The sequence below is a fragment of the Aureibaculum koreense genome, assembly GCF_034296135.1.
GTDB lineage: Bacteria > Bacteroidota > Bacteroidia > Flavobacteriales > Flavobacteriaceae > Aureibaculum.
Genome location: NZ_JAXKVV010000036.1, coordinates 1 through 21485, shown reverse-complemented (window position 1 = coordinate 21485; position 21485 = coordinate 1). Strand labels below are relative to the sequence as shown.

General features: G+C 31.6%; 26 protein-coding genes. 10 read left to right on the top strand and 16 right to left on the bottom strand.

Translation table 11 applies throughout. From position 1 onward, the window contains the following. Positions 1–364 precede the first annotated feature (364 nt). From UMM65_RS17310 to UMM65_RS17300, 3 genes are all read right to left on the bottom strand, one after another. Positions 365–562, bottom strand: a complete 198-nt coding sequence (locus UMM65_RS17310) for a hypothetical protein (RefSeq protein ID WP_321978400.1) — start codon at positions 560–562, stop codon at positions 365–367. Between the two features lie 17 nt (positions 563–579). Continuing rightward, positions 580–1032 carry a JAB domain-containing protein gene (locus tag UMM65_RS17305; RefSeq protein WP_321978398.1) on the bottom strand — a complete coding sequence of 151 codons (453 nt, stop codon included), beginning with the start codon at positions 1030–1032 and terminating at the stop codon, positions 580–582. Between the two features lie 114 nt (positions 1033–1146). Beyond that, complete coding sequence (locus tag UMM65_RS17300) at positions 1147–1482, bottom strand: single-stranded DNA-binding protein (protein WP_321978397.1); 336 nt, start codon at positions 1480–1482, stop codon at positions 1147–1149. A gap of 253 nt (positions 1483–1735) precedes the next feature. On the opposite strand from UMM65_RS17300, the gene UMM65_RS17295 reads away from it, so the two are divergent. Further along, complete coding sequence (locus UMM65_RS17295) at positions 1736–1918, top strand: hypothetical protein (RefSeq protein ID WP_321978396.1); 183 nt, start codon at positions 1736–1738, stop codon at positions 1916–1918. Positions 1919–2291: 373 nt separating this feature from the next. On the opposite strand, the gene UMM65_RS17290 is transcribed toward UMM65_RS17295, so the two are convergent. Further along, entirely contained in the window at positions 2292–3128 is an 837-nt protein-coding gene (locus UMM65_RS17290) for a DUF932 domain-containing protein (RefSeq protein WP_321978394.1), read from the bottom strand. A 77-nt stretch (positions 3129–3205) separates the two neighbouring features. Then, the gene (locus UMM65_RS17285; protein WP_321978392.1) at positions 3206–3613 is read right to left on the bottom strand and encodes a hypothetical protein; all 408 of its coding nucleotides are present in this window, start codon (positions 3611–3613) and stop codon (positions 3206–3208) included. Positions 3614–4209: 596 nt separating this feature from the next. Between UMM65_RS17285 and UMM65_RS17280 the strand changes: the two genes are divergently transcribed. Next, positions 4210–5463 carry a site-specific integrase gene (locus UMM65_RS17280; RefSeq protein ID WP_321978390.1) on the top strand — a complete coding sequence of 418 codons (1254 nt, stop codon included), beginning with the start codon at positions 4210–4212 and terminating at the stop codon, positions 5461–5463. A gap of 180 nt (positions 5464–5643) precedes the next feature. On the opposite strand, the gene UMM65_RS17275 is transcribed toward UMM65_RS17280, so the two are convergent. Further along, positions 5644–6177 (bottom strand): BfmA/BtgA family mobilization protein, encoded by a 534-nt coding sequence (locus UMM65_RS17275; RefSeq protein ID WP_321978388.1) that lies wholly within the window; start codon positions 6175–6177, stop codon positions 5644–5646. A 317-nt stretch (positions 6178–6494) separates the two neighbouring features. Here UMM65_RS17275 and UMM65_RS17270 point away from each other — a divergent pair, with 317 nt between their 5' ends. The 5 genes from UMM65_RS17270 (at position 6495) to UMM65_RS17255 (ending at position 10972) form a co-directional block, all read left to right on the top strand. Next, positions 6495–6701 carry a peptidase associated/transthyretin-like domain-containing protein gene (locus UMM65_RS17270; RefSeq protein ID WP_321978386.1) on the top strand — a complete coding sequence of 69 codons (207 nt, stop codon included), beginning with the start codon at positions 6495–6497 and terminating at the stop codon, positions 6699–6701. Between the two features lie 79 nt (positions 6702–6780). After that, a complete protein-coding gene (locus UMM65_RS17265; RefSeq protein WP_321978384.1) occupies positions 6781–7212 on the top strand; it encodes a LytR/AlgR family response regulator transcription factor in 432 nt (143 codons plus the stop codon). A 29-nt stretch (positions 7213–7241) separates the two neighbouring features. Continuing rightward, entirely contained in the window at positions 7242–7448 is a 207-nt protein-coding gene (locus UMM65_RS17705; RefSeq protein WP_415859577.1) for a LytTR family transcriptional regulator DNA-binding domain-containing protein, read from the top strand. Positions 7449–7667: 219 nt separating this feature from the next. Continuing rightward, on the top strand, positions 7668–10055 hold the full coding sequence (locus UMM65_RS17260) for a TonB-dependent receptor (protein WP_321978382.1): 2388 nt from the start codon (positions 7668–7670) through the stop codon (positions 10053–10055). Between the two features lie 35 nt (positions 10056–10090). Further along, positions 10091–10972 (top strand): retropepsin-like aspartic protease, encoded by an 882-nt coding sequence (locus UMM65_RS17255; RefSeq protein WP_321978380.1) that lies wholly within the window; start codon positions 10091–10093, stop codon positions 10970–10972. Positions 10973–11271: 299 nt separating this feature from the next. Here UMM65_RS17255 and UMM65_RS17250 read toward each other — a convergent pair whose 3' ends face one another. From UMM65_RS17250 to UMM65_RS17230, 5 genes are all read right to left on the bottom strand, one after another. Continuing rightward, positions 11272–11571 carry a hypothetical protein gene (locus UMM65_RS17250; protein WP_321978378.1) on the bottom strand — a complete coding sequence of 100 codons (300 nt, stop codon included), beginning with the start codon at positions 11569–11571 and terminating at the stop codon, positions 11272–11274. A 183-nt stretch (positions 11572–11754) separates the two neighbouring features. Next, a complete protein-coding gene (locus tag UMM65_RS17245) occupies positions 11755–12852 on the bottom strand; it encodes a helix-turn-helix domain-containing protein (protein ID WP_321978376.1) in 1098 nt (365 codons plus the stop codon). Positions 12853–12868: 16 nt separating this feature from the next. Next, complete coding sequence (locus UMM65_RS17240) at positions 12869–13564, bottom strand: hypothetical protein (protein WP_321978374.1); 696 nt, start codon at positions 13562–13564, stop codon at positions 12869–12871. Positions 13565–13702: 138 nt separating this feature from the next. Next, on the bottom strand, positions 13703–14530 hold the full coding sequence (locus UMM65_RS17235; RefSeq protein WP_321978372.1) for a M48 family metalloprotease: 828 nt from the start codon (positions 14528–14530) through the stop codon (positions 13703–13705). A gap of 21 nt (positions 14531–14551) precedes the next feature. Next, the gene (locus tag UMM65_RS17230; protein WP_321978370.1) at positions 14552–14956 is read right to left on the bottom strand and encodes a hypothetical protein; all 405 of its coding nucleotides are present in this window, start codon (positions 14954–14956) and stop codon (positions 14552–14554) included. 948 nt (positions 14957–15904) lie between these two features. Between UMM65_RS17230 and UMM65_RS17225 the strand changes: the two genes are divergently transcribed. The 3 genes from UMM65_RS17225 (at position 15905) to UMM65_RS17215 (ending at position 17191) form a co-directional block, all read left to right on the top strand. Continuing rightward, positions 15905–16120, top strand: coding sequence for an Arm DNA-binding domain-containing protein (locus UMM65_RS17225; protein WP_321978368.1), 216 nt, complete (start codon positions 15905–15907; stop codon positions 16118–16120). A gap of 109 nt (positions 16121–16229) precedes the next feature. Continuing rightward, a complete protein-coding gene (locus tag UMM65_RS17220) occupies positions 16230–16739 on the top strand; it encodes a site-specific integrase (protein ID WP_321978366.1) in 510 nt (169 codons plus the stop codon). Then, positions 16688–17191 carry a site-specific integrase gene (locus UMM65_RS17215; protein ID WP_321978365.1) on the top strand — a complete coding sequence of 168 codons (504 nt, stop codon included), beginning with the start codon at positions 16688–16690 and terminating at the stop codon, positions 17189–17191. The genes UMM65_RS17220 and UMM65_RS17215 overlap by 52 nt, the downstream gene beginning before the upstream one ends. A gap of 583 nt (positions 17192–17774) precedes the next feature. Here UMM65_RS17215 and UMM65_RS17210 read toward each other — a convergent pair. The 5 genes from UMM65_RS17210 to UMM65_RS17190 all read right to left on the bottom strand — a co-directional run. Next, positions 17775–18188, bottom strand: coding sequence for a hypothetical protein (locus UMM65_RS17210; RefSeq protein WP_321978363.1), 414 nt, complete (start codon positions 18186–18188; stop codon positions 17775–17777). A gap of 277 nt (positions 18189–18465) precedes the next feature. Beyond that, positions 18466–18597 (bottom strand): L-rhamnose mutarotase, encoded by a 132-nt coding sequence (locus UMM65_RS17205; protein WP_415859576.1) that lies wholly within the window; start codon positions 18595–18597, stop codon positions 18466–18468. Between the two features lie 6 nt (positions 18598–18603). Further along, positions 18604–19929: an L-fucose:H+ symporter permease gene (gene fucP / locus UMM65_RS17200; RefSeq protein ID WP_321978361.1), complete on the bottom strand. Its 1326-nt coding sequence runs from the start codon at positions 19927–19929 to the stop codon at positions 18604–18606. A gap of 67 nt (positions 19930–19996) precedes the next feature. Continuing rightward, entirely contained in the window at positions 19997–20788 is a 792-nt protein-coding gene (locus UMM65_RS17195) for an SDR family oxidoreductase (protein WP_321978359.1), read from the bottom strand. A gap of 13 nt (positions 20789–20801) precedes the next feature. Next, positions 20802–21485 (bottom strand): amidohydrolase family protein (locus UMM65_RS17190; protein ID WP_321978357.1); only part of this gene is annotated, 684 nt, incomplete at its 5' end.

The following is a 21485-nucleotide window of genomic DNA, read 5'->3' as shown; positions in this document are numbered from 1 at the left end:
TTGTTTTGAGGATTTGTGCCGTTATTAAAAGACAAAAACCTTATCGAAAAATTGTTGCTTAATTTTATTGATTTCTTGTTTAAAATTTTTTTCATTTTTTACTTGGTTTTATCATGGAAATCTTTTTCGTCCGCCTCTGGCGGACCAAAATTTTCCAAACAAACCGATTATCATCGGTTGCCTATGTTACATTTCTATGGAAATGGTCATCGAGGAAAGTCAAACCTGCCCGCCGTGGCGGGTCAATAAAATGATGACCATTAAAATATATGATATTTTAACCTTGTAAAGGTATGGAATTTATGGGTTTGGGCATAAAAAAAAGCCCTCATAATAAAAGGGCTTGTTTGGTTTAATTTGATGTTCAAATATTGAAAACATACTTATAATTGTATAGATTTCGTATCGCTTCTTCTTCCAAGAGGGTTTTATAATTTATATAATGTTCCCTGGCATAGTTCTTAAGTTGTTCCCCAAATCTGTTTTCCACTTCCTTTTTGGACATAGAAAGTAAACGTTGTTGGGTTTCATCATCGAGATTGTTATAGTTCAAATAGACCATAATTATATGCTTTTAGGTTATAGCAATCCGTTGTCCATAAAACTGTAATAGCCACCGTCAGGGGCAATAATCAAATGGTCTAGAACCGTAATATCAAAAAGACGTGCGGCTTTTTTGATTTTTCGAGTCAGCTTTTTATCCGCCTCGCTCGGTAACAGTTTCCCCGAGGGGTGGTTATGCGTTAGTATAATGCCCATGGATAGGGTTTTAAGTACAATGGCAAAAAGGATTCGCAAATCGACCATAGTACCGGTAATACCTCCTAATGATAATGGGTAAACTCCTTTAACTTTATTGGAATTGTTCAACAACAGGATTTTAAAGGTTTCCTGTAGTCCAATGGTGTCCTTATCCCAATTCTTATAGAGCAACCTCGCCACATCTTGCGAGTTGTTCATCGCCATCGACTTTAAAGTGCTGATTTTATCTCGATAGCTTATTTGTATTTCGTTAACTTTGTCTTTACTCATTGTTGAATATTTATTTTGGAATTCGTGAATCTTCGATTTCATTGTTATTTTCTTTAAAGATTAATGATGAAAAGAGGGTGCTACTTTCCAAGGGAACACCCTCTTTATTTTTGCTTACTTGTTGCCCATCAAAAGGATTTCATCGGCTACCACCTCGGTAACAGAGCGTTTGTTGTTTTCGTCCGTGGTATAGGTTCGGGTTTTTAGTTTTCCGACCACACCGATTTCCTTGCCCTTTTCGGCATACTTTTCGATGATTTCGGCAGTCTTTCCCCAAGCGACAACGGTATGCCAATTGGTGTCCGTTTGCTTTTCGCCCTTGCCGTTTTTGTAGTATTCATTGGTTGCTAATGATAAACGGGCTACTTTCTTACCGCTTTCAAGGTTCGTAATGGTTGGTTCTTGTCCAACATTTCCGATTAACTGTACGTGATTTTTAATGGTACTCATAATAAATTGTTTTAAAAGCCTTTTTTGCAGGCTTGATTAATATTTCCCCTTTCAATTCAATTCAGATTAAATTTTAAGGGGTGTTTGTTTGATTTCTTTCGTGCATAGCACAATGGATGAAGTGGGTTTTGTCAAGACTTTTAGGGAATAAATCAGGAGTGTCTGCGACGCAGTAAAACCTGCCTGCCGGCAGGCAGGTCTTTTGGTTTTCAAGGAAGTAGAAACCTTATTTTTCACTAAAACTTGTACAGTCTTGACAAGTTCTATAATGGCATTAGCAATTCTTATAAAGTCATTTGTGGCGAGAGCGTACCGTCAGTTAAGCGAACAGAGCAGATGGGTTTATGTTGCCTTTCGGCAGACAGGTTCTAGAATTGGTTATGCCATGCCTGTTTTTCGCTGTCCCGAAAAACAACAAAGGCTTCATCCATTATAAACCCCTTAAAATTTGCAAGGTAAAGGTTCGATTTTAGGAATTATCGAGCAAAGACCAAAGTAGGCTTTGCCGCTAATTCTGTTAAGAAAATCGAGGCTTTGACTTTCCGATTACTGGCGGACTTAATTCACGGTTTTGGCTTGGGAATGTAGCCCTTTGGCTTCGCTCAGGACAAGCTAACCTTTCCAGTCCCGAAGTTTCGGAACGGAGAGCCAAAACCGAGGATGATGTCCAAGAACTTTTTAAGAGAAGCTCTTTGCCCTAAATTCAGAGCAACGGAATGAAGCGGCAAAGTGCTGAACGGAATGGTTAGCAGAAACTAAATTTAGAACTCCAGTTTAAAAGGTACTGGAGTAACCTTTTTTATGGTAGTTTAAACCAAATCATATATTTCATCGAACAGTTTACTGTCCAACTTTTCCTGTTGCGAAAAGCTTTTTTTCAAGGTATTGTGAAGCATCCAATTAAAGGCATTGTAGCCTACCCATAGATTCGGTTTTGAATACGTTGGAAACGATTCATCGTTGATAAGCTCGATTACCTCACGGGATTTTTTCGATGGGTCATCATTCTTATCGCTACATTCATATCGGAACAACTTGGTGCGTTCCAAAATTTCCTTGACAAAAGCCTTGGTGTCGAGGATTTCTATGGCTTCCATTTCCCTGAATTTTCGAGTAATGCCATAATACTCATTGTCAAAAAACCTATCGAACAACCGGTTCAAATTCGGCATTATTAAATCCGTGCTGTTTTTGGTATGCCTAATGGAAAAGGCAATCTCGGATTGTGATACGTGCAACCCATTGGAACATAACTGTCTGTAAAAACCAAAATGACCAGAAGTCTTTTCGCTACCGTCATAAGAGTTCTTAAAGCGGAGCATCGGCAAAATCCGGTCCTGTTTGTTTTTCAACTCAAATTGGTTTTTATCCTCGATGATAAAATCGATAACGAAAGACCTGTCGTTACGGTTAATAGTGCGTTTGTGGTAACTTAGCTTGGCATCGACCAAGAGCTGTTCCGCTTTCTTAAAGAACAGTTCATTGGAAATATGGCCATAGCTGTTCGATACCACATTGACCACTTTACCGTTCGATATAATAACATTTTCAAGTCCCCTACGGGATTGGATTCCGGTAATACTTTGCAATGATTTCATTTCCGATGGAATGAAAATCTCGTCCTGTTGTAAATTGTTTAAATACATAACTGAAAATTTTAAGATGAATAAAAAAAGAAAACCTACTCTTATTGAGCAGGCTTTCACATTTAAGAAGATTGACATTAAAGCTCGAACTGAACAATCTGTTCTTCAATCTCTGCTTTACGTTGTTCCAATGTGGACTGTAAATGTGATGTTACCAACTTGATTAGATTTGTGTTGGTTGTCTTAAATTCTAGATTGCGTGAATCCCGAAGATAGAAGCTACTCGAATCGTCTTGATTGTAGTTGAACTTGGTCAGCTCGTTCAGGGTCTGAGTCAATCGTTCTCGTTGCGTGGCCAGACCTCTCAATTTTTCAAACTTTTGGATGCGATCGTCCAAGTTAACGCTAGGTTTCTCAACCGTTGCTTTCTTTTCTGTAACAACAGTTTTCCCAATAGCCTCATTGGTCAATTTCTTTTGTACTTCCTTTTTAACGGTTGCATTTACTTTTTTTGCTGTTCCGTTCGACTTTGTTTTTGTTTCCATAATAATGAAATTTTAAGATTAAACAATATTTGAGCATCGACCAAACGGAAGACAAAATTTTGGAGCGGAAAGGAAACGGAATAAATAGTGAGGTACGAACTGCTTTATGCCGTCCCTTTTCCGAGAAACATTTTGCGACGTTTATTTTTCGGAAATATTGTATGAATAATAGATATTTTTTCTTGAAAAAAAGTTGTTGAAAAAATTCAATTTAATTTGCTTCTATATATTGTTATTTGTTTTCATTTTATTAGATTTGCCACTTAGAAAGCTTAAAACGCTCACGTTGATGTCTTAATTGATGTCCTCTTTTGGAAATTAACAAATAAAACACTGGAATACAAGGGGTTATATTAGGGTTTCGAATCCTGCCACCCCGACGAACCTAGTAATAGGTCTAACTAAAACACTGTTAATTGTATGATTTTCAGTGTTTTTTGTTTTTTATGATATCAAATGAAATCATTAAATACAGTATAAAAGGTGTGCAATTAGGTGTACACTTTCTTCGCAGAATTGTTGTAATTTTAAGGAGCTTTTAAGAGCAATTTGACTTTCGTCTTTACAAAATATTTGTTTAACTAAAGACGCGTAAAATGCAGACAAACAACACCTTTTCAATCATTTTCTTTACTAGAAAATCACGCAATGCCAAGAATCAAGTATCTATCTATGTTCGTATAACTGTTAATAGACAGCGTTCAGAGATTAGCCTTAAACGAAATGTACTATTCAAAGAATGGGATAATACTAAAAATCGTGGGCGAGGAACTTCCACTAAAATTAGAATTCTAAACAACTATCTTGATTATGTCTATAACAAACTACTAGATTGCCATAAACAGTTATTAGAGGAAGATAAAATCATTTCAGCCAATGTGATTAAAGCTCGTTACCTTGGTAAGGACGATACTCATAAAACATTAAAGGAACTTATTGAATATCACAACACAAATATGATTACTGTATTGAAGTTTGGAACAATGAAGAATTATTATACTACAGAAAAGTATTTAAACAACTATTTAAATCGAAAATTAAAAGTAAAGGATATTTACTTAAAGCAATTGAATTATAGATTCATTATTGATTTTGAACAGTATTTAAGAAACTATAGAAATTCAAGGAAACAATTTGTATTGGCAAATAACGGTGTAATGAAACATTTAGAACGTTTTAAAAAGATGATAAATTTAGCTATTAAATTAGAATGGATAGCAAAAAATCCTTTTAGCAAGTTTCAACTAAAGTTTGATAAATATGATAGACAATATCTGTCAGAGCGTGAATTAGAACTTATTGAAAGCACCCAGTACAATAATGAACGATTGGAAAAAGTAAAAGATTGTTTTATTTTTTCCTGCTATACTGGTTTGTCTTATATAGATGTTAAGGAACTTACCTTAAATCAAATCACTAGAGGCATAGACGGTAATTACTGGATATTTACCAAACGAGAAAAAACAAATGAAACCGTAAAAGTTCCGCTTTTACCAAAAGCGTTAGACATTATTGATAAGTATAGAGATATTTCAAAAAACACGAACTCAAAAACTTTGCTTCCACTCTGCTCCAATCAGAAAACAAATTCTTATTTAAAAGAAATAGCAAAAGATTGTGGTATTTATAAAAATATCACTTTTCATGTTGCTAGACATACTTTTGCAACCACAGTTATGTTATCAAATGGAGTTCCTATAGAAACTGTATCTAAACTTTTAGGGCATACAAAATTATCAACTACTCAAATTTATGCCAGAGTGATTGAATCTAAAATTAGTGAGGATATTCAAAACTTACTCAAACGTTTTGAAATAAAAAAACAGAAACAATTATTAGTAGTTAAATAATCTAAATTTTCACCATAAAGAGAATCCGTTTTTAAAGTGATGGATTTAGAGGTTGGGTATCATCGATACCTTTTGTATAAATTCCATATTTAGCTAGGAGAATCCATCACTTTAAAAATGAAACAAGCGAGCCATAAGCGAGTGCGTTAGTTATTCATTATGATGATTAAACAAAACCAATTAGAGAAAATTTGATTTTAGCTTTTCAATTTTTTCTTTAGACATATCTAGTTTATAATAACTTTTACCAAATGTATTTTTAATATAAGACAGCTCGTTTAAGAGATAGCTAAATTCATTTTTCACTTCATATAACTCATTTCTATTTTTATCTAATTCTTTAGCATATGAATCCAACAATTTTTCGGTTTCTGTTTTAGAAGCTTCAATTTCCTCTTGAGTTCTTTCAATATAAACAGGTTCTTCTTTTTCTACTTCTTCAAATAACGACTCTAACATTTCACGAGTAGGTATCAATTGCGTTTTCTCAATATTTCTTAAAATATCTGTTACAGCTTTTGTTCTTTTACTTAAAGCTCTAGTATATGATAAAATAGGATTGTGCATTGTATCATAAGGAGAGAGGCCTGTATCTTCAAAAAAGGCAATCATATAATCTAGTGTTTCAGAATAACTTGGACTTGTTTTTTTAGAATATTCTTTGAACTTTTCAATGACCTTTTTCTTTAACCGAATCGTATTAAAATTATCCATATTTTATTGAATTGTTACAATGAATCCTTGATTTTACTAAGCTCATTTTTATTTTTGCACCAAATTACAAAAAAATAAAATACTGAAAACAAGTGTATTTAATTGAAAATCAATTAAATATGAAAATAGTAACACCGCTCTGCGTGTTACCCTCTTGCTTTACAATCCTTCGTCATGTAAACACTTCTAATTTATCTAATTCTACAAAAGGAATAATTGTAGAGAATGGCTTATTTACAGATTAAAATAAGCCATTCACAGATTAAAGTTTTAGATAAGAAATAAGAAGTGGATGTTATGAAACATAAACTCATAAAATGGATAGACTTTTTCTTTTTAGTATTTTTTTTATTGTTCTCTTTTTTTCTTTTTCTCAAACTTACAAAGGTGTAGTAAAGCATACTGCCAGTCAAGAAAGCATTCCATTTGCAACCGTTGCGGTGTATAAGAATATAAATTTAGTGGATGGTGTTTCTACTAATGATAATGGCGAATTTGAATTAAAAACACAAAAAAACGTTTAGAATTACTATATCCTAAGAAACACAACTTAGTCATTGTTAAGGAAAATGATGTATTTAAAATAAATTTGACTATTAAGCTATGATACAATGTCTAATTTTAGAAGATGAAAACGCTGCTCAAGAAATTGTGCAAAGCTATATTGATAAAACCCCATTTTTATCAAGCTTAGGGGTATATGAAAGTGGTTTAGACATTCCCTTAGATATATTAGAACATGCAGATGTTCTATTTTTAGATATTCAGTTACCAGAAATTAACGGATTATCTTTTCTGAAAACAATTAAAAATCCGCCTAAAGTTATTGTAACCACGGCCTATTCTAATAACGCCATTGAAGCTTTTGAAGAAGCCGTAATTGATTATTTAGTAAAACCATTTTCTTACAGTCGCTTTTTCAAAGCAGTCTCAAGAGTTAGGGATTTGCATATTGAAAAACAAAATAGCGAGCAACTATTTTTGTATGCAGATAAAACAATCTATAAAACACTACAGATGACATACTGTTTCTAAAAGCTGAAGTAGATTATGTTAAGGTTGTTATGAAAAATAAGGATATTATAATTTTAGACAGTCTGCGCAATTGGGAAGAAAAATTAAAAAAATACAACTTTATAAGAACACATCGTTCCTTTATTGTGAATTTAGATAAAGCTGAAAAAGTTACAGACAATCAAATACATATTAGCAATCAAATAATTCCTATTGGTGTAACTTATAAGTCCAAGTTTTTTGAGACAATGAGATAAAAGAACTGTCCTTTATCAACTACACTAATTTCGTATATTTCTATTCAACTTACACAAAAAAACTATTACTATATAGCTGTACTTAAGGTGCAAATACTGTAGTTGAACTTTCAGTAAATCTTCCATTCAGTAGTATAACGGTTAATGAACTTCCATTAACAAATTTATAAGATGCTTTCAGGTATGTATTGAATACTATTGCTTCAAAATTTAAACATTATGAAGGCTACTATTCAAAACATTTTTTTCGCAATCATCTTATGTTGTTCCAATATGCACATAAGTAATGCTCAAAATTCTAATAATCTCACAACGACTATTACAGGTCAAATAATAGACAAAGTATTGAAAGAACCCATTAGTTATGCTACTGTTATTGTAAAAGATACAGTAGATGGCAAAGTTATAACGGGCAGTATATCAAATGATGATGGTCAATTTGAAATTGAAAATATTTCGTTTGGACCAGTACTTATAGAGGTTCAATTTATTGGATATAAAACTGTTACAAAAGAGATAAATATAAGTAGTGCAATAACCAATTTAGGTATCATAGCACTTGAAGAGAATACAGAAGAATTAGATAGCGTTGAAATTATTGCAGAACGTTCTACCATTGAACAGCGTATCGATAGAAAGGTAATAAACGTTGGTAAAGATTTAACAACGGCTGGTGCTTCTGCTGCAGATATTATGGGTAATATTCCTTCTGTAGATTTAGATCAAGACGGTAATTTATCGTTGCGTGGCAATACTAATGTTCGTGTACTTTTAGACGGGAAACCAACAAATATAAGTGCGAACCAACTGCTTCAACAAATCCCTTCAACATCGATAAAAAAAATTGAATTGATAACGAATCCTTCAGCAAAATACAACCCAGAGGGTATGAGTGGCATAATAAATATTGTGTTGCATAAAAACACAAACACAGGTTTTAATGGTTCTATAAACACAGGTGTTATTATTTGGGATAATGTGCAGTATAATGGTAGTACTACGCTAAATTACAGGGCTGAAAAATTTAATCTTTACGGTAGCTACGGGCTTAATCATAGAAAAAGAAGGGTAGTAGGAAGCATTTTTAGACAACAAGACAATTCTAATGAAAAATGGAATTCTGCAAGTGATAGTGATTCGCACTTATTCAAAATAGGCTTAGACTATTTTATAAACGATAAAAACACCATTTCTGTTTATACTAACCAGAATATTTTTGATAGTGATGTTTTAAGTAAAAACAGAGTTTTATTTAATAGTCAACCCCAGTTTATTAATCAAGGATATGATAGTGAAAGGGACAACACAAATGCGAGCTATAACTTTGATTATAAGCATTTCTTTAATGAGGACAATCATACTATAGAATTAGAACTTGATTACAACACCTATAATGGCGGTGAACTATCAGATTTTACCATTGAAAACGAAACGAATACCAATAACTATGTAGATGATATTAATAACTCAAGAAACAATACCATCATTAATCTAGATTATGTAAATCCATTATCTGAAACAGCAACTTTAGAAATGGGTGCCGAAGCTCGTCTGCAACAAATAGACAATACGTTTACTACATCAAATAATGATAGTTTTAATTCAAACTATAATTACAATAGGGACATTTTTTCATTATATACAAATTATAGTAAAAACATAGGGAAATGGGCATATCAAATTGGCGCACGCATCGAAAACTATGATGTTAAAGGTCTTTTTAAACAAGTTAATGCCAATGATGAATTATTTGAAGATAAAATTTTTAGTATTTATCCTTCGGCATTCTTAAAATATACACCAAATACCGAGACTCAAAATAATTCGTATCAATTAAGCTTTAGTAGAAGGGTGGATAGACCTGGTTTAGACCAAATTAATCCGATACGAGTTTGGTCTTCGGCTCGTGTAACAAATGTTGGTAATCCTAATTTAAAACCACAGTTTACAAATTCAATTGAAGCAAATTATACAAGAAAATTAAATAAAGGCAGTATTACAAGTGGATTTTTTTATAGAGCTATTTCTAATGAAATTACACGATTCGCATTTCAGGATCCACAGCTACCATCAAGAATATTGTTTTCTTATAATAACTACGAGGATAATACAGCCTATGGTTTTGAGTTATCCGGAAATTACAAACCGTTGGATTGGTGGAGCTTCAATGCCAGTTTTGACATCTATGCACAAACTCAAAAAGGTATAGCTGAAGACCAAGAAATTGAAGTTGATAATGTGTTATACAATATTAAGATGACTAATAATTTTAAAATTGACAATAACCTAACATTTCAATTATTTGGTTTGTATAGAGGCGCAAATAGAAATTTACAATTTGAAACCGAAGCATTCTACTTTGTAAATGCTGGTGCTCGTTATAGCTTTGCAAACCGAAAAGGGACGTTAAGTTTAAATATGAATGATATTTTTAAAACGCAACAATTTTCATTTAATGGTGATAGACCTTTAGTTCAAGCAGGTGAGTTTAGCTGGAATAGTAGAACTGTCTATTTTGGCTTATCTTATCGTTTTGGTGGAAAGGGTAATTCTGTAAAGCGAAAGAAGCGAGATACTAATGAGAAAAAAGGCAATGATTTTTTATAAAAATCGTTGCCCATAATTAAAAAAATACACAATAAATGAAAAAACTTTTTAAAATTTTAATATTTTTTACGCTATCAAATACAGCATTTGCACAGGAAATAATTCCATTTGAACTTAAAGATGACAATAGAATTTATATAAAGGCTTCAATAAACAAATCTGATACTTTGAGTATGGTTTTTGATTTAGGAGCTAATATTACAGTTCTTAATACAACGAGATTAAAGCACCATAATTTAGAAATTGCTTTCGATAGCATAGTTTCAAATCAAGGTACAAACGGAAAATCTAATGAAAAGTTGAGTTCAAACAATTCTATAAAGCTTGGAAATGGAACTTACAGAAATATTAATATTCTTGGTATTTCATATCCAGAAAACGATATTTTAGATGGAATTATTGGTTGGAACTTTTTTGAAACTAAAAAAGTGAGAATTAATTATGAGAAAAAAGAATTAGTGGTTTATGATATTCTTCCTGAATTATCAAAAAATTTTACAAAGAGTAAATTAAAGTTTATTAATAATTTACCATATATAGGAACTATAGTTTATAATGGAAGAAAAAAATCTAAAATACTTGCAATGTTAGATATTGGTTACAATGGTGAGCTACTTATTTACGCTGAAGAAGTAAAAAACAACGACCTATTAAATAAATTTCAAGTTATTGGAGAAGCTACATCTTCAGGAACAGATGGTAGTGTATCAAAATCAGATGTTGTATTGTTACCAAAATTTGACATTGCAGGATTTGAAATTTACAATATGCCTGCCTATCTGACTAAAACAGAATTTAAGTCTGTTATTCCAGCATTAATGGGTGGAAATTTATTAAAACGATTTCACATTGTTTTAGACTTCAAAGAAAAGGTAGTATACATTAAACCCAACACATTAATAAATAGTAAATTTTAAACTGCATCTAAAAAAATATGGTTAACAGATGTGGATATACGTAGAGAAACTCTCAATTTTACGATTGTTATAACTACGTCACATAAAATTTAAAAGACAAATAGAGTTTTGCTAAATTGCTAATTGCTTATATTCTAAGTTCTTGTACGCTCACCTCAATAGGCGATTAAGCTGAAAGTTTATTAATTCCCTATAGAGAACTGGACTTGGGTTTTTATAAAACACGTTTTTGTGTGCAGTTTTTTCGCCCAAACTACTTATATAATTCAAAGATTTAATCTTGGATATCAAGATTACTTTTAATGTGCGTAATGTACAAATCCGTTTTTTGCAGATTCTATTATCATCATAAGGATTAAATATGAGCAGTACATTAAAATAAATCCAATTATAAATTGTGTGGTTAAAAAGGCACGATTTTTTATACTGTGTTCAGATATTAATGCACCTTCAGAATTAATTTGGATTACAGATTTTCCTGTTAATCTTTTCCACGCATCTTTTATAGTATATTTAAGGTCATACTCGGTTCCATTAATCTCGATGTTATGATTAGTTCCAAAAAGAGTTCGTTTTTGACTAACCAGTTTATTATTCACGAAAACTTTTTCATTACCAAGAATATTCCTGTTGATTATTAATTTTTTCCTTCAATACTTAAGTCAAGTAGCTTTATAATAAAGATTTTTGCTGATTACACTTATATGACGCTAAGTTTATTTTTTTGTTACACTACTTGTTTGTTTTAGGAATGTTCCTCTAAATGGCATAAAATATAGTACCTAATTATTAAAATACTGCGAGGGCGTCGTACCCATTAAATTTTTAAAAGACTTGATAAACGTAGCCTTAGAATTAAAACCTACTTCTTGGGCTATACCAAATAGGGTTAAGTCATCTTTTTTAACTTTAGCAACTTCAATAAATTCTTTAATTCTGTAATAATTAACGTATTCAAAAAAGTTCATACCAATGCGTTCGTTTAATAATCGTGCCATTTCAGGATTAGATATACCTATCATTTCAGATAATTCAGCTTTTAACAGCTTATTATTAAGGTATGGCTTTTTGTCTTGCATAACAGCATCAAGCTGGGTTTTTAAGCGATCTAAATCATCATTAGAATATTTAGATTGATTGTACTTTTTTACAATGTTAAGAGGCTTTCGCTTGTATATGTCTGGCGAAATCATACTATAATAAGCAATAAATAGCACTATAAATGACATAATGAGCCAAACAACAGTTCTAAAATCGCGCTCTATCATTATGGGGCCAAACAAACTGATTACATAAATAATTGACCATACAAATAAACAAATACCTACCACAATGTGCAGGTTGTAGAAAAAAGAATCTTTAACGGAATAAGAAAGCTCATTTTTTAACTTTTTCCTAAATAGCAATAAACCTCTAAAGCTAATAAACCAATACGTTGTATTTACTATTAAACCCATAGCGTGAAATAAATATATAATTCTATCACTTTCACCAGAAAGCATTCTATCTTTCATAGCAAGATTAGAGGGTAACATAAAATAAAAAACCACAAATACCGTATAACTTAATGCAGGTATATAGTGCACCAAATCTGCCGTTTTATAGTTTTTTCCTAAAAATGATGTTCTGGTAAATAAATAAATTGTGGTACCAAAAAGTAAGCCTGCAAGTTCTGAAAATGCAATCAACCTAAAATCTTGTCCAAAATAGCCTTGTATATGTAATGTTTTGCCAATCAGCCCTAAAAGAATGGCAATAATTAAAACTATGAGGTAGTTATTGACGAGTTTTCTTCTTTTTGAAGAAAACACATACACCATAAGTAAAAGCACACATTGAAAAAAGGCAAAATAAATGAGTTGATTATAGATGGATTGCATATTGATTTATATTTAACTACTTGATCAAAAACTGATTGACATTTAATAAGCCTTCAGTATTCATTTTATTATTCTTTTTGTGAAATTCATCAAATTCTTCCTTACTGTCCCATTCCGTGATCACAAAATAATCTGGATTATAATAGTATTTATATGGTGATTTACCATTGGTTAATTCTACCACGGTTTTCCCACCACTTGAATTAGATTCTTTTTTATACTTTTTTAAAAATGCATCAAAATTTTTATCATCTTTTTTCCAGTAAGCAGTAGCCACATTATATTTTTCATTATTGATGCTAAAAGTAACATCTTTTGGCATTTCATAATAAGTCAAATTGAAAATTGAAAAGATAGTTCGCCTTTGCTCATCAAAATCTGGAACTTGATTGTAAATATCTGTTAAAAAATTTTCGCGTTTTTCGAGATTGTCCCATTTACCAATAATAAACACATTGGGTTCAATATTACCTTGTAGATTAGATGTGCCAGAGGCTTGAAGTAATTTAAAACTCTCTTTGATGGCAACTGTAAATGCTGTTTCTCTGTATCGTTTATATTCTTTTTCTATGTTTGGTTTTCGCTCTACCAGCAAAATATCTAATACCTCACCTTTTTTAAAGCTATGTGTTTTAATGGTTTCTTGGGCAAATGCGGTTTGTGATACAAATGCGAAAAGAAATAAAATCGTTAATTGCTTGATTGTCTTCATAATTTTTTATTGTTGTTAAAATTTATTATCAGCTAAATTATATAGACCTATTACAAATAATCTTAAAAAAACCTCAATAGCGGTTTAAATACGGTCTTTGTACGCAATGTTAGGTGTTTGTGATGTTTTTTAGTGAATTTACAACTCTAGATTTTTTATTCTTTTTTCTAAATTTGGATGATTAATATTTCCTTTTGTCAACTTTCCGTCTGATAACTCATCTAAACTTTTTAAAGCGCTAATCATATGTTTACGATCATTTTTGATGGCAGAAAAGGAATCTGCATCATACTCTAAAAAGTACATGATTTTGTTAGGTATATAATAAACAATAAGGACAAACAAAGCGCCCCCTAAAAAGACAGATAGCCCTTCGAAAAACTTATTTGGAAAATCAAACTCGTTCATTACTGTACTTCCCATAAGATATAAACTTAGGATTATGACGTTTAATACATACATTATGAAAATATGCTTTCTTTTGTGGTGTCCTATTTCATGATAAACAATAGCTTTTAATTCTGAGGAATCTAAGTTTACCTTTAAATCTTTAGCTAAGATTATAATTTTATAGAAAGGAACAATACCAGTTGCCATTGCATTGGTGCTTATTTTATCTGTAAAAAAGATTCTGAAATTTAATCCTTCATTTTTTAGATCTTCTTCAATTAAAAAATTTCTTTTGTGTTTTTTTGATAAAAGTACCTTTTGAAGCGGGTTTAAAATAAACCAATATCCATAAAGAGACATTGACAAAAGCATATAGAATAGTACGCCATTATCAAAGTTTTTAATAAAGACAGATGATAAATAAAGTATTCCGCCTAAAAAAAGTGATGCCAAAATTATAGACAGTAAATTGCCTTTTATAATTGTTATGTCTCTTTCTTTAGAAAATATATAGGTTATAAAATACTGAATGAATAATATAAAAAAGCAGATGCTTGGGTAGTAGAGTAGTTTCATCATATTAGTGTTAATATATGATTAGTTTCTATATCCCTTTCTTTGTGTTATTTTTTCATCATATTTTTTGATAAAAATGTCGATTTGGTCACTATTTAATTTACCCTCCAAGGTCAGTACGTCTTGTTCAATAAGCCATTTGATAAATGATTTATTCCAGTAGCCTAGTGTGGTTTCTAAACTCTTTTTAGATTTGACAAATAGTATTTTTTTATAACCGTCATTAATATTGCTTAGAACATTAATGATTTCATTTTTTGTATGTAACTCATAAATAACATACTCATTATTATGAGACTTCTTCGCATAGCTCAAGGTTTCTTTACCGTTAATAAAAATTATATCATTTTTTAGTTTTACTTTTTGAGCATTACAAATCCCTACAAATAGAAAAAAGGAACAGATTAAAATTAGATTGTTTTTCATAAAAATTTAGAATAGGTATTGATATTTAGATTAAAAGATTTGATATAAGTTAACACAGATATTATAGGGCATTTCAAAAATAAAATATGGGCTTAATAAATATTCTTTTTTGATTAATAAAAAGGTTTAAATACTGTTTTTGAACTTAACTTATTCTGTTTTGTTGTGACTACATTCTAGTTCATAATTATATTTGATAAGAATTGACAGTACTTAAGATAAAATTCGCTTTGACAAGCTTAGAGTAACAGTACATCTTAAAATGTGAATATCAATAAATGAAAAAAAACAACATATTTATTTTTGGGATATTGTTTTTAGTACTAGGGTTGACACTTTTTAATGACCAAAAGCTGTTTCAATACGTATTCATAGGTTTAAGTATAGTTTTATTTTTTATTTCGTTAAAAAAGAAATAGTGTTTGACTTAAGAAATTGTATGGTGTGTTGCTTGAGGTTAAAAAACATTTTAAATAGAAAAGTCGTTTTTTAAGTATAAGATCTATTTTTAAACTTCTACCATCTATGTAAAAAGTATAATTTATTTTACATTTTTTTATTGGAAATTGTATATTTGACCATTGTAAAGACAAATTAAATTTGTTTTTAAATAGTTCTTTTTGACTTTAGTGTGCAATTAGGTGAACACATATAGTTAAAAGTGTTTTAAAATACTAAAATATAGTGGGTTACAGAATTTTTTATAATCCTGCCACCCCGACAGATAGGGTATTGAAACAAAATGTTTAATACCTAAATTAATGAAAGCCAGTAAAATATATTTTTACTGGCTTTTTTCGTTTCCATTTGAGAGTATATCTCTTAGTGTCTTATATAGTGTCCTATTTTTTAAGAAATAATTTCTTAAATTTGTAGTTCACAGCCCGTATTTGACTTTCGTGGCGATTTGACTTTCGTTTAACTGATTTTTCATTAAAAACGAAAGTAATGACAATTACACACACATTTAATGTCCATTTTTGGTTGAAAAAGTCTTCAATCAAAAAGAATGAGACAATCCCGATCTATGCACGTATTTGGATAGATAGTACTCCCGTTGATGTAAGTACCAAGGAAGCCGTTTTAGAAGAGCATTGGTGCACTCTAGCAAGTCGAACAAAGAAAAAAGTGAAAAACGCAAAAACACATCAATGGAGTTCTTGATGATGTACATTCCAAAATTAAAAAAGCTTACGAACAACTCAAAGAAGAAGGCAGGTTTATTACGGCACATGCCGTAAGGCAACGGTATTTAGGCAAGGATAAAGCTATTTTGACCTGCAAAGAACTTATAGAATATCACAGGGACAAGGAACTAAAAAAATTAGCCCAGGGAACCATTAAGAATTACCGTGCTACCGAAAAATATATTGACCGCTTTATTGCGAAAGAATTCAAATCGAATGATGTCCATTTGTGCCAATTGGACTATTCATTTATTGTGAAATTTGAAAGCTACCTGCATACCTGCCCTCCCCTACGCCAATCCCAACCATTGAACAATAATGGAATCATGAAGCATCTCGAACGTTTGCAAAAGCTTACGAACATAGCCTTTAAACATGGTTGGATCAGAATAAACCCGTTCGCATTGTACGAATTGAAATATGAAGAATTTGATGGTCTTTTTTTAGAACAATTTGAGCTAGATGCAATCGCAGTTGTTCCAATATCCAATGAAAGCATGAATTTGGTAAGGGATATTTTTGTTTTCGCTTGTTATACGGGGCTATGTTATATAGAAGTAAAGAACTTAAAAAACAGAGCATTGTCAATGGAATAGATGGGGAGCAATGGATTATGGTAAGACGCCAGAAATCGAGTACTCCCGTAAAGTTGCCATTATTGGACGAGGCCAAAGAAATTTTAGAAAAATACAAGGATTATCCATGTATTGGGAACAGCTATTCGCTTCTAAGGTTATTTAGCGACCAAAAAATCAATAAATATCTTAAAGAAATAGCTAAACTCAGCAATATTGACAAGAACCTTACCTTTCATGTGGCACGTCATACGTTTGCAACTACAGTAGCACTTTTAAACGGGGTTCCTATCATAACCGTATCTAAGTTATTGGGGCATAAAAAATTATCGACAACTCAAAAATATGCAAGGGTGATTGAAAAGAAAATCAGTAAAGATATGAACCGATTAAAGGCTAATCTTAAGACCAATTCTTTAAAAAGATTAGAGCATACGGAATCTGCATATAGTCATTTGAAAATAGTACGGTAGAACATAAAAAATGATTAATGAAAAACAAAATAGAGATGTCATAAATTTTGATACCATCTTAAATATAATACAAGATTTTGGCTTAGAGATACTTGTATTTGTATAAGCTATTACTGGGATGTATAATTGTTATTTTTACAAATCATAATGAATCTTGACATCTACCCTACTAGATTTGACTTACTTTTTTAACGTTCAATTTCAGGTACTTGTAACAAATCAAATAGTTCTTTAATGCTTCTGGAATGATAATCATAATAAACTTTTATAATCATTAGGGGGAGTAATATTTATCATCAAATGAATTAAAAATACGATAAGGTGGTTACAATATATGCAAAACTTTTTCTCTAAATTTTTGAGTTCCATTATTCATGGCATTGGATAATTAGCAAAATAAGGCTTATTGATTTTAAATACTCTAGATAATAAAACAAAGATTCTATTTAAGCTGTAATCCTGATTAGCATAAATAGTGCTTATTATTTTTTGTATTAAATTTAATTGTTCTTGCAATTTTCCTAGAATAAATTAATAACTTAATCTCCAACCCTGATTATTATTTTTTTAATTCCTAATTATGTTATGCACTTCTATTTTTATACTTGGGATACTCCGCAACCTTTTTTTGTTCTCTATATTCTCTATACTCTTTTTCTAACACTTGTATTTTTTTTAAACTTAAAGAAACGACTTCCATCAACTGATTAGGGGTGGTTGAGTCAGCTAGTTTAACTAACAGTTCGTCAAATTGATGATGAGAGCGTAAGAAAGTCTTCTTTTTCCTACATTTACTCACGGCCGCATGAATATAGCGTTTAACCTTTTGAAATTGCCAAGCTCGTGGCACTCTTTCTTTTTTATCGACAGGAGTTACTTCATTTAAAAATAACTTAATCATTAGTGTCCGTTCAGCTCCCTTTCGTCTTCCTCTTTCACAATTAAAAACTTTTCTAATAAAGTATTCATATACTTTTCCTTTTTGTTCATAGTCCATAGCAGCGGATTTAATTAATACTAAATTTTAGCCATGAATTATTTACACAATAGGAAAAACACCCTTAAGGAAAAGGTGTGTAATTTGTGGCTTTTTCATAGCGTTTTTTCACTCCTAAGAGTGAGCTATAAACATAAAGAGGATTCTTTTCTTAAAAGAATAAATAACCGCAATATTTCGTGAATTTAACCGCAAAATTTTACGGTTTAAACCACAGGTATTTACGGTTCGAACCTTAATTTTACCCTGATTTTGAACTATTTGGGTGGATTTTACCCTAAAACAGTACTTTAATGCTCTTAACCACTTCAGGCCATACATTGCCTTCGGCATGGTACTCTTTGTATTCTGCTATTAATTTTGGATCATCCTTTAAATCTAAGGATAAACAGTATCTTTTGGTTTTCATAATGTATTATTTAAGCTTTTTATGCATTCCATAAACCATTTTACCATAAAAAGCAATCACAACAAAACAGATTAAAGTTATTACAAACGAAAAACGCATTTCAGATACTCCAAACCTCACAACATCTTCATAGCCCGTTCCTCCCATATCTAAAATCATTCCTTGCAATGGGGTCAATAACGCCCCGCCTACAATTGCCATTACTAAAAATGCAGCTCCAAATTTTGCATCCTCGCCTTGTCCTTCTAGGGCAATTCCGTAAATAGTCGGGAACATAATGGACATAAATACCGAAGTTAAAATTAAAGCATAAATACCATTTATTCCAGGTAAAAAGATCGTTCCAAAAGTTGTTAAAATTGCTCCAAGAGCAAAATACATCAACAACCTACCTGAATCTATTTTTTCCATTAATGCAGTACCTATAATTCGGCCTACTAAAAATACTATATAACCGGCAAGACCAAACCAAACTGCTTGCTTACTCTCTATTCCCAATGTTTCTGCATATTGATATACGTAAGTCCAACACATAATTTGAGCTCCCACATAAAATATTTGAGCAATAACGCCGAATGAAAATTTTGGTTGCACCCATAACCTTTTAACAGAATCTATAAAATTCACCTTAGCTTCTTGATGTTTGTTTTGTGGCATTTTTAAGAGAGCAATAGCTACAAAAAATAACAGCACCACCAATCCTAAAATAACATAGGGATTTCTAATAACTGCTAGATCTTCGGTTTTAACCGTTGCTTTAGCAGTTTCTGATAACGTTTCGTAAATAGAAGTGCCATCTGCATTAACATCATCTGATTTTAAAGCTCCCAAAACAAAATTTTGAGCCACTAAAAGCCCTGCAATAGAACCCATTGGATTAAACATTTGGGCAAAGTTTAAACGTCTGGTCGCCGTTTCTTCTGCACCCATTGACAAAATATAGGGATTGGAAGTAGTTTCTAAAAACGCAAGTCCAAAGGTTATAATATAATATGAAGCCAAGAAAAAGGCATAACTTTCGTATTGTGCTGCAGGAAAAAATAACAAGGCTCCGATCGAATACAATGCCAATCCCAGTAGAATTCCTTTTTTATACGAATATTTATTTACAAATAATGCAGCAGGTATAGCCATTAAACCGTAACCACCATAAAAAGCAAACTGCACGTACGAGGCTTCCACATTTGATAATTCTAAAACTTTTTGAAACGCCCTAACCATTGGGTTTGTTATATCGTTTGCAAAACCCCACAAAGCAAAAAGAGAGGTTATTAAAATAAACGGTAAAATAACCGATTTGGCAACTACAGGTATTTTATTTGGTGAATTCATTAAGTTTGGTTTTTGGTATTTTATTTAATAAAGTTGATTGTATAAGATAAAATTTAAGGAATCGGATTTACTCAGTTAACAAAGATCTGTCTAAATGTACATAACCACCGTCGACAAATATAAATTGACCAGTGGTGTGCGATGATAAATTTGATATGGTAAACAAACACGTGTTAGCAATTTCTTCGGGCGTGGTCATTCTATTTTCCAATGGGATTTTTTTAACGATAGATTTCAATTTTTCTTCTCCGTTTTCCAAGGTTTTTATCCAGGTATCATAAGCGGGCGTCCAACTTTCTGCAATAATAATAGCATTGGATCGAATTCCAAATTTAATTAAGTCAACTGCCCATTCGCGTGTTAATCCTAGTACGCCACCTTTTGAAGCAGCATAACCCGATGTACCGCCTTGCCCTGTCAACCCAACTTTAGAACTTATATTTAAAATATTTCCTTTCGATTTTTTTAAATAAGGTAAGGCATGTTTTACTACTAAAAAATAACTAACCATATTTAATTTTAGGGAATTCATGAACTCATCATAGGTCGCGTCCAAGCCAACACCATCATTAACCCCAACATTATTGATAACTATATCAATTTTATTATACTTTTCAATTATGGTTTTAAAGGCTTTTTCAATCTGTTCTGGTTGAGTAACATCTGTTTTACAGAAAAGAGCATCGATACCTCGTTTTTGTATTTTTTCTACATAGCCAAAACCCCTGTCGTTTCTATCTATTATTGCCGATATTGCCCCTTCATCAGCCAATTTCTGCAATATAGTTTCTCCTATACTGCCTTCGATGCCTGCAGCTCCGGTAATTACTACTATTTTATCTTTTAAGCTTAAATCCATATTGTTTTATTGTTTATAAATTATAAAACCGTACTGCGTTTTTACCCATTATAGCTTCTTGTTCGGTTTTGGAAAAAGTTGCGATAAAATCTGTTACCAATGCTTTTGTTTTTTGGTAATTTCCAGCGACCAAACACACCGGCCAATCAGAACCAAACAGAATTCTCTCACTTCCAAATACGTTTAATACCAAATCTATATATGGTTTAATTTGGTTTGGTGTCCATTGCTCATAATCCGCCTCAGTTGTCATTCCCGATAATTTGCAGTATACGTTTCCCTGTTTTGCTATTTCGGTCATTAATACCGCCCATCCATCATAAAAGCCATCCTTAATATATGGTTTTGCAATGTGGTCAATCACAAATTTTTGATTCGGAAACTTCTTTACAAACTCCAGAACAGTTCCCAATTGATGTGGAAAAACCAAGATATCGTAGGTAAAGTTATATTTACCTAGTTTGGAAATTCCATTTGAAAAATCAGGTCTTAGTAAAAAATTAGGATCAGGCTCGCCTTGAACAATATGTCTGAATCCTTTTAGTTTTGGGTGTTGACTATATTTCTGCAAGATTTCATCAATATTTTCCGCTCGCAAGTCTGCCCAGCCAACAACTCCTTTTATAAAATCGTTTTCATTACCTAATTCCAGCAAAAAATCAGTTTCCCTTAATGTTTGATCCGCTTGTACGGCAAC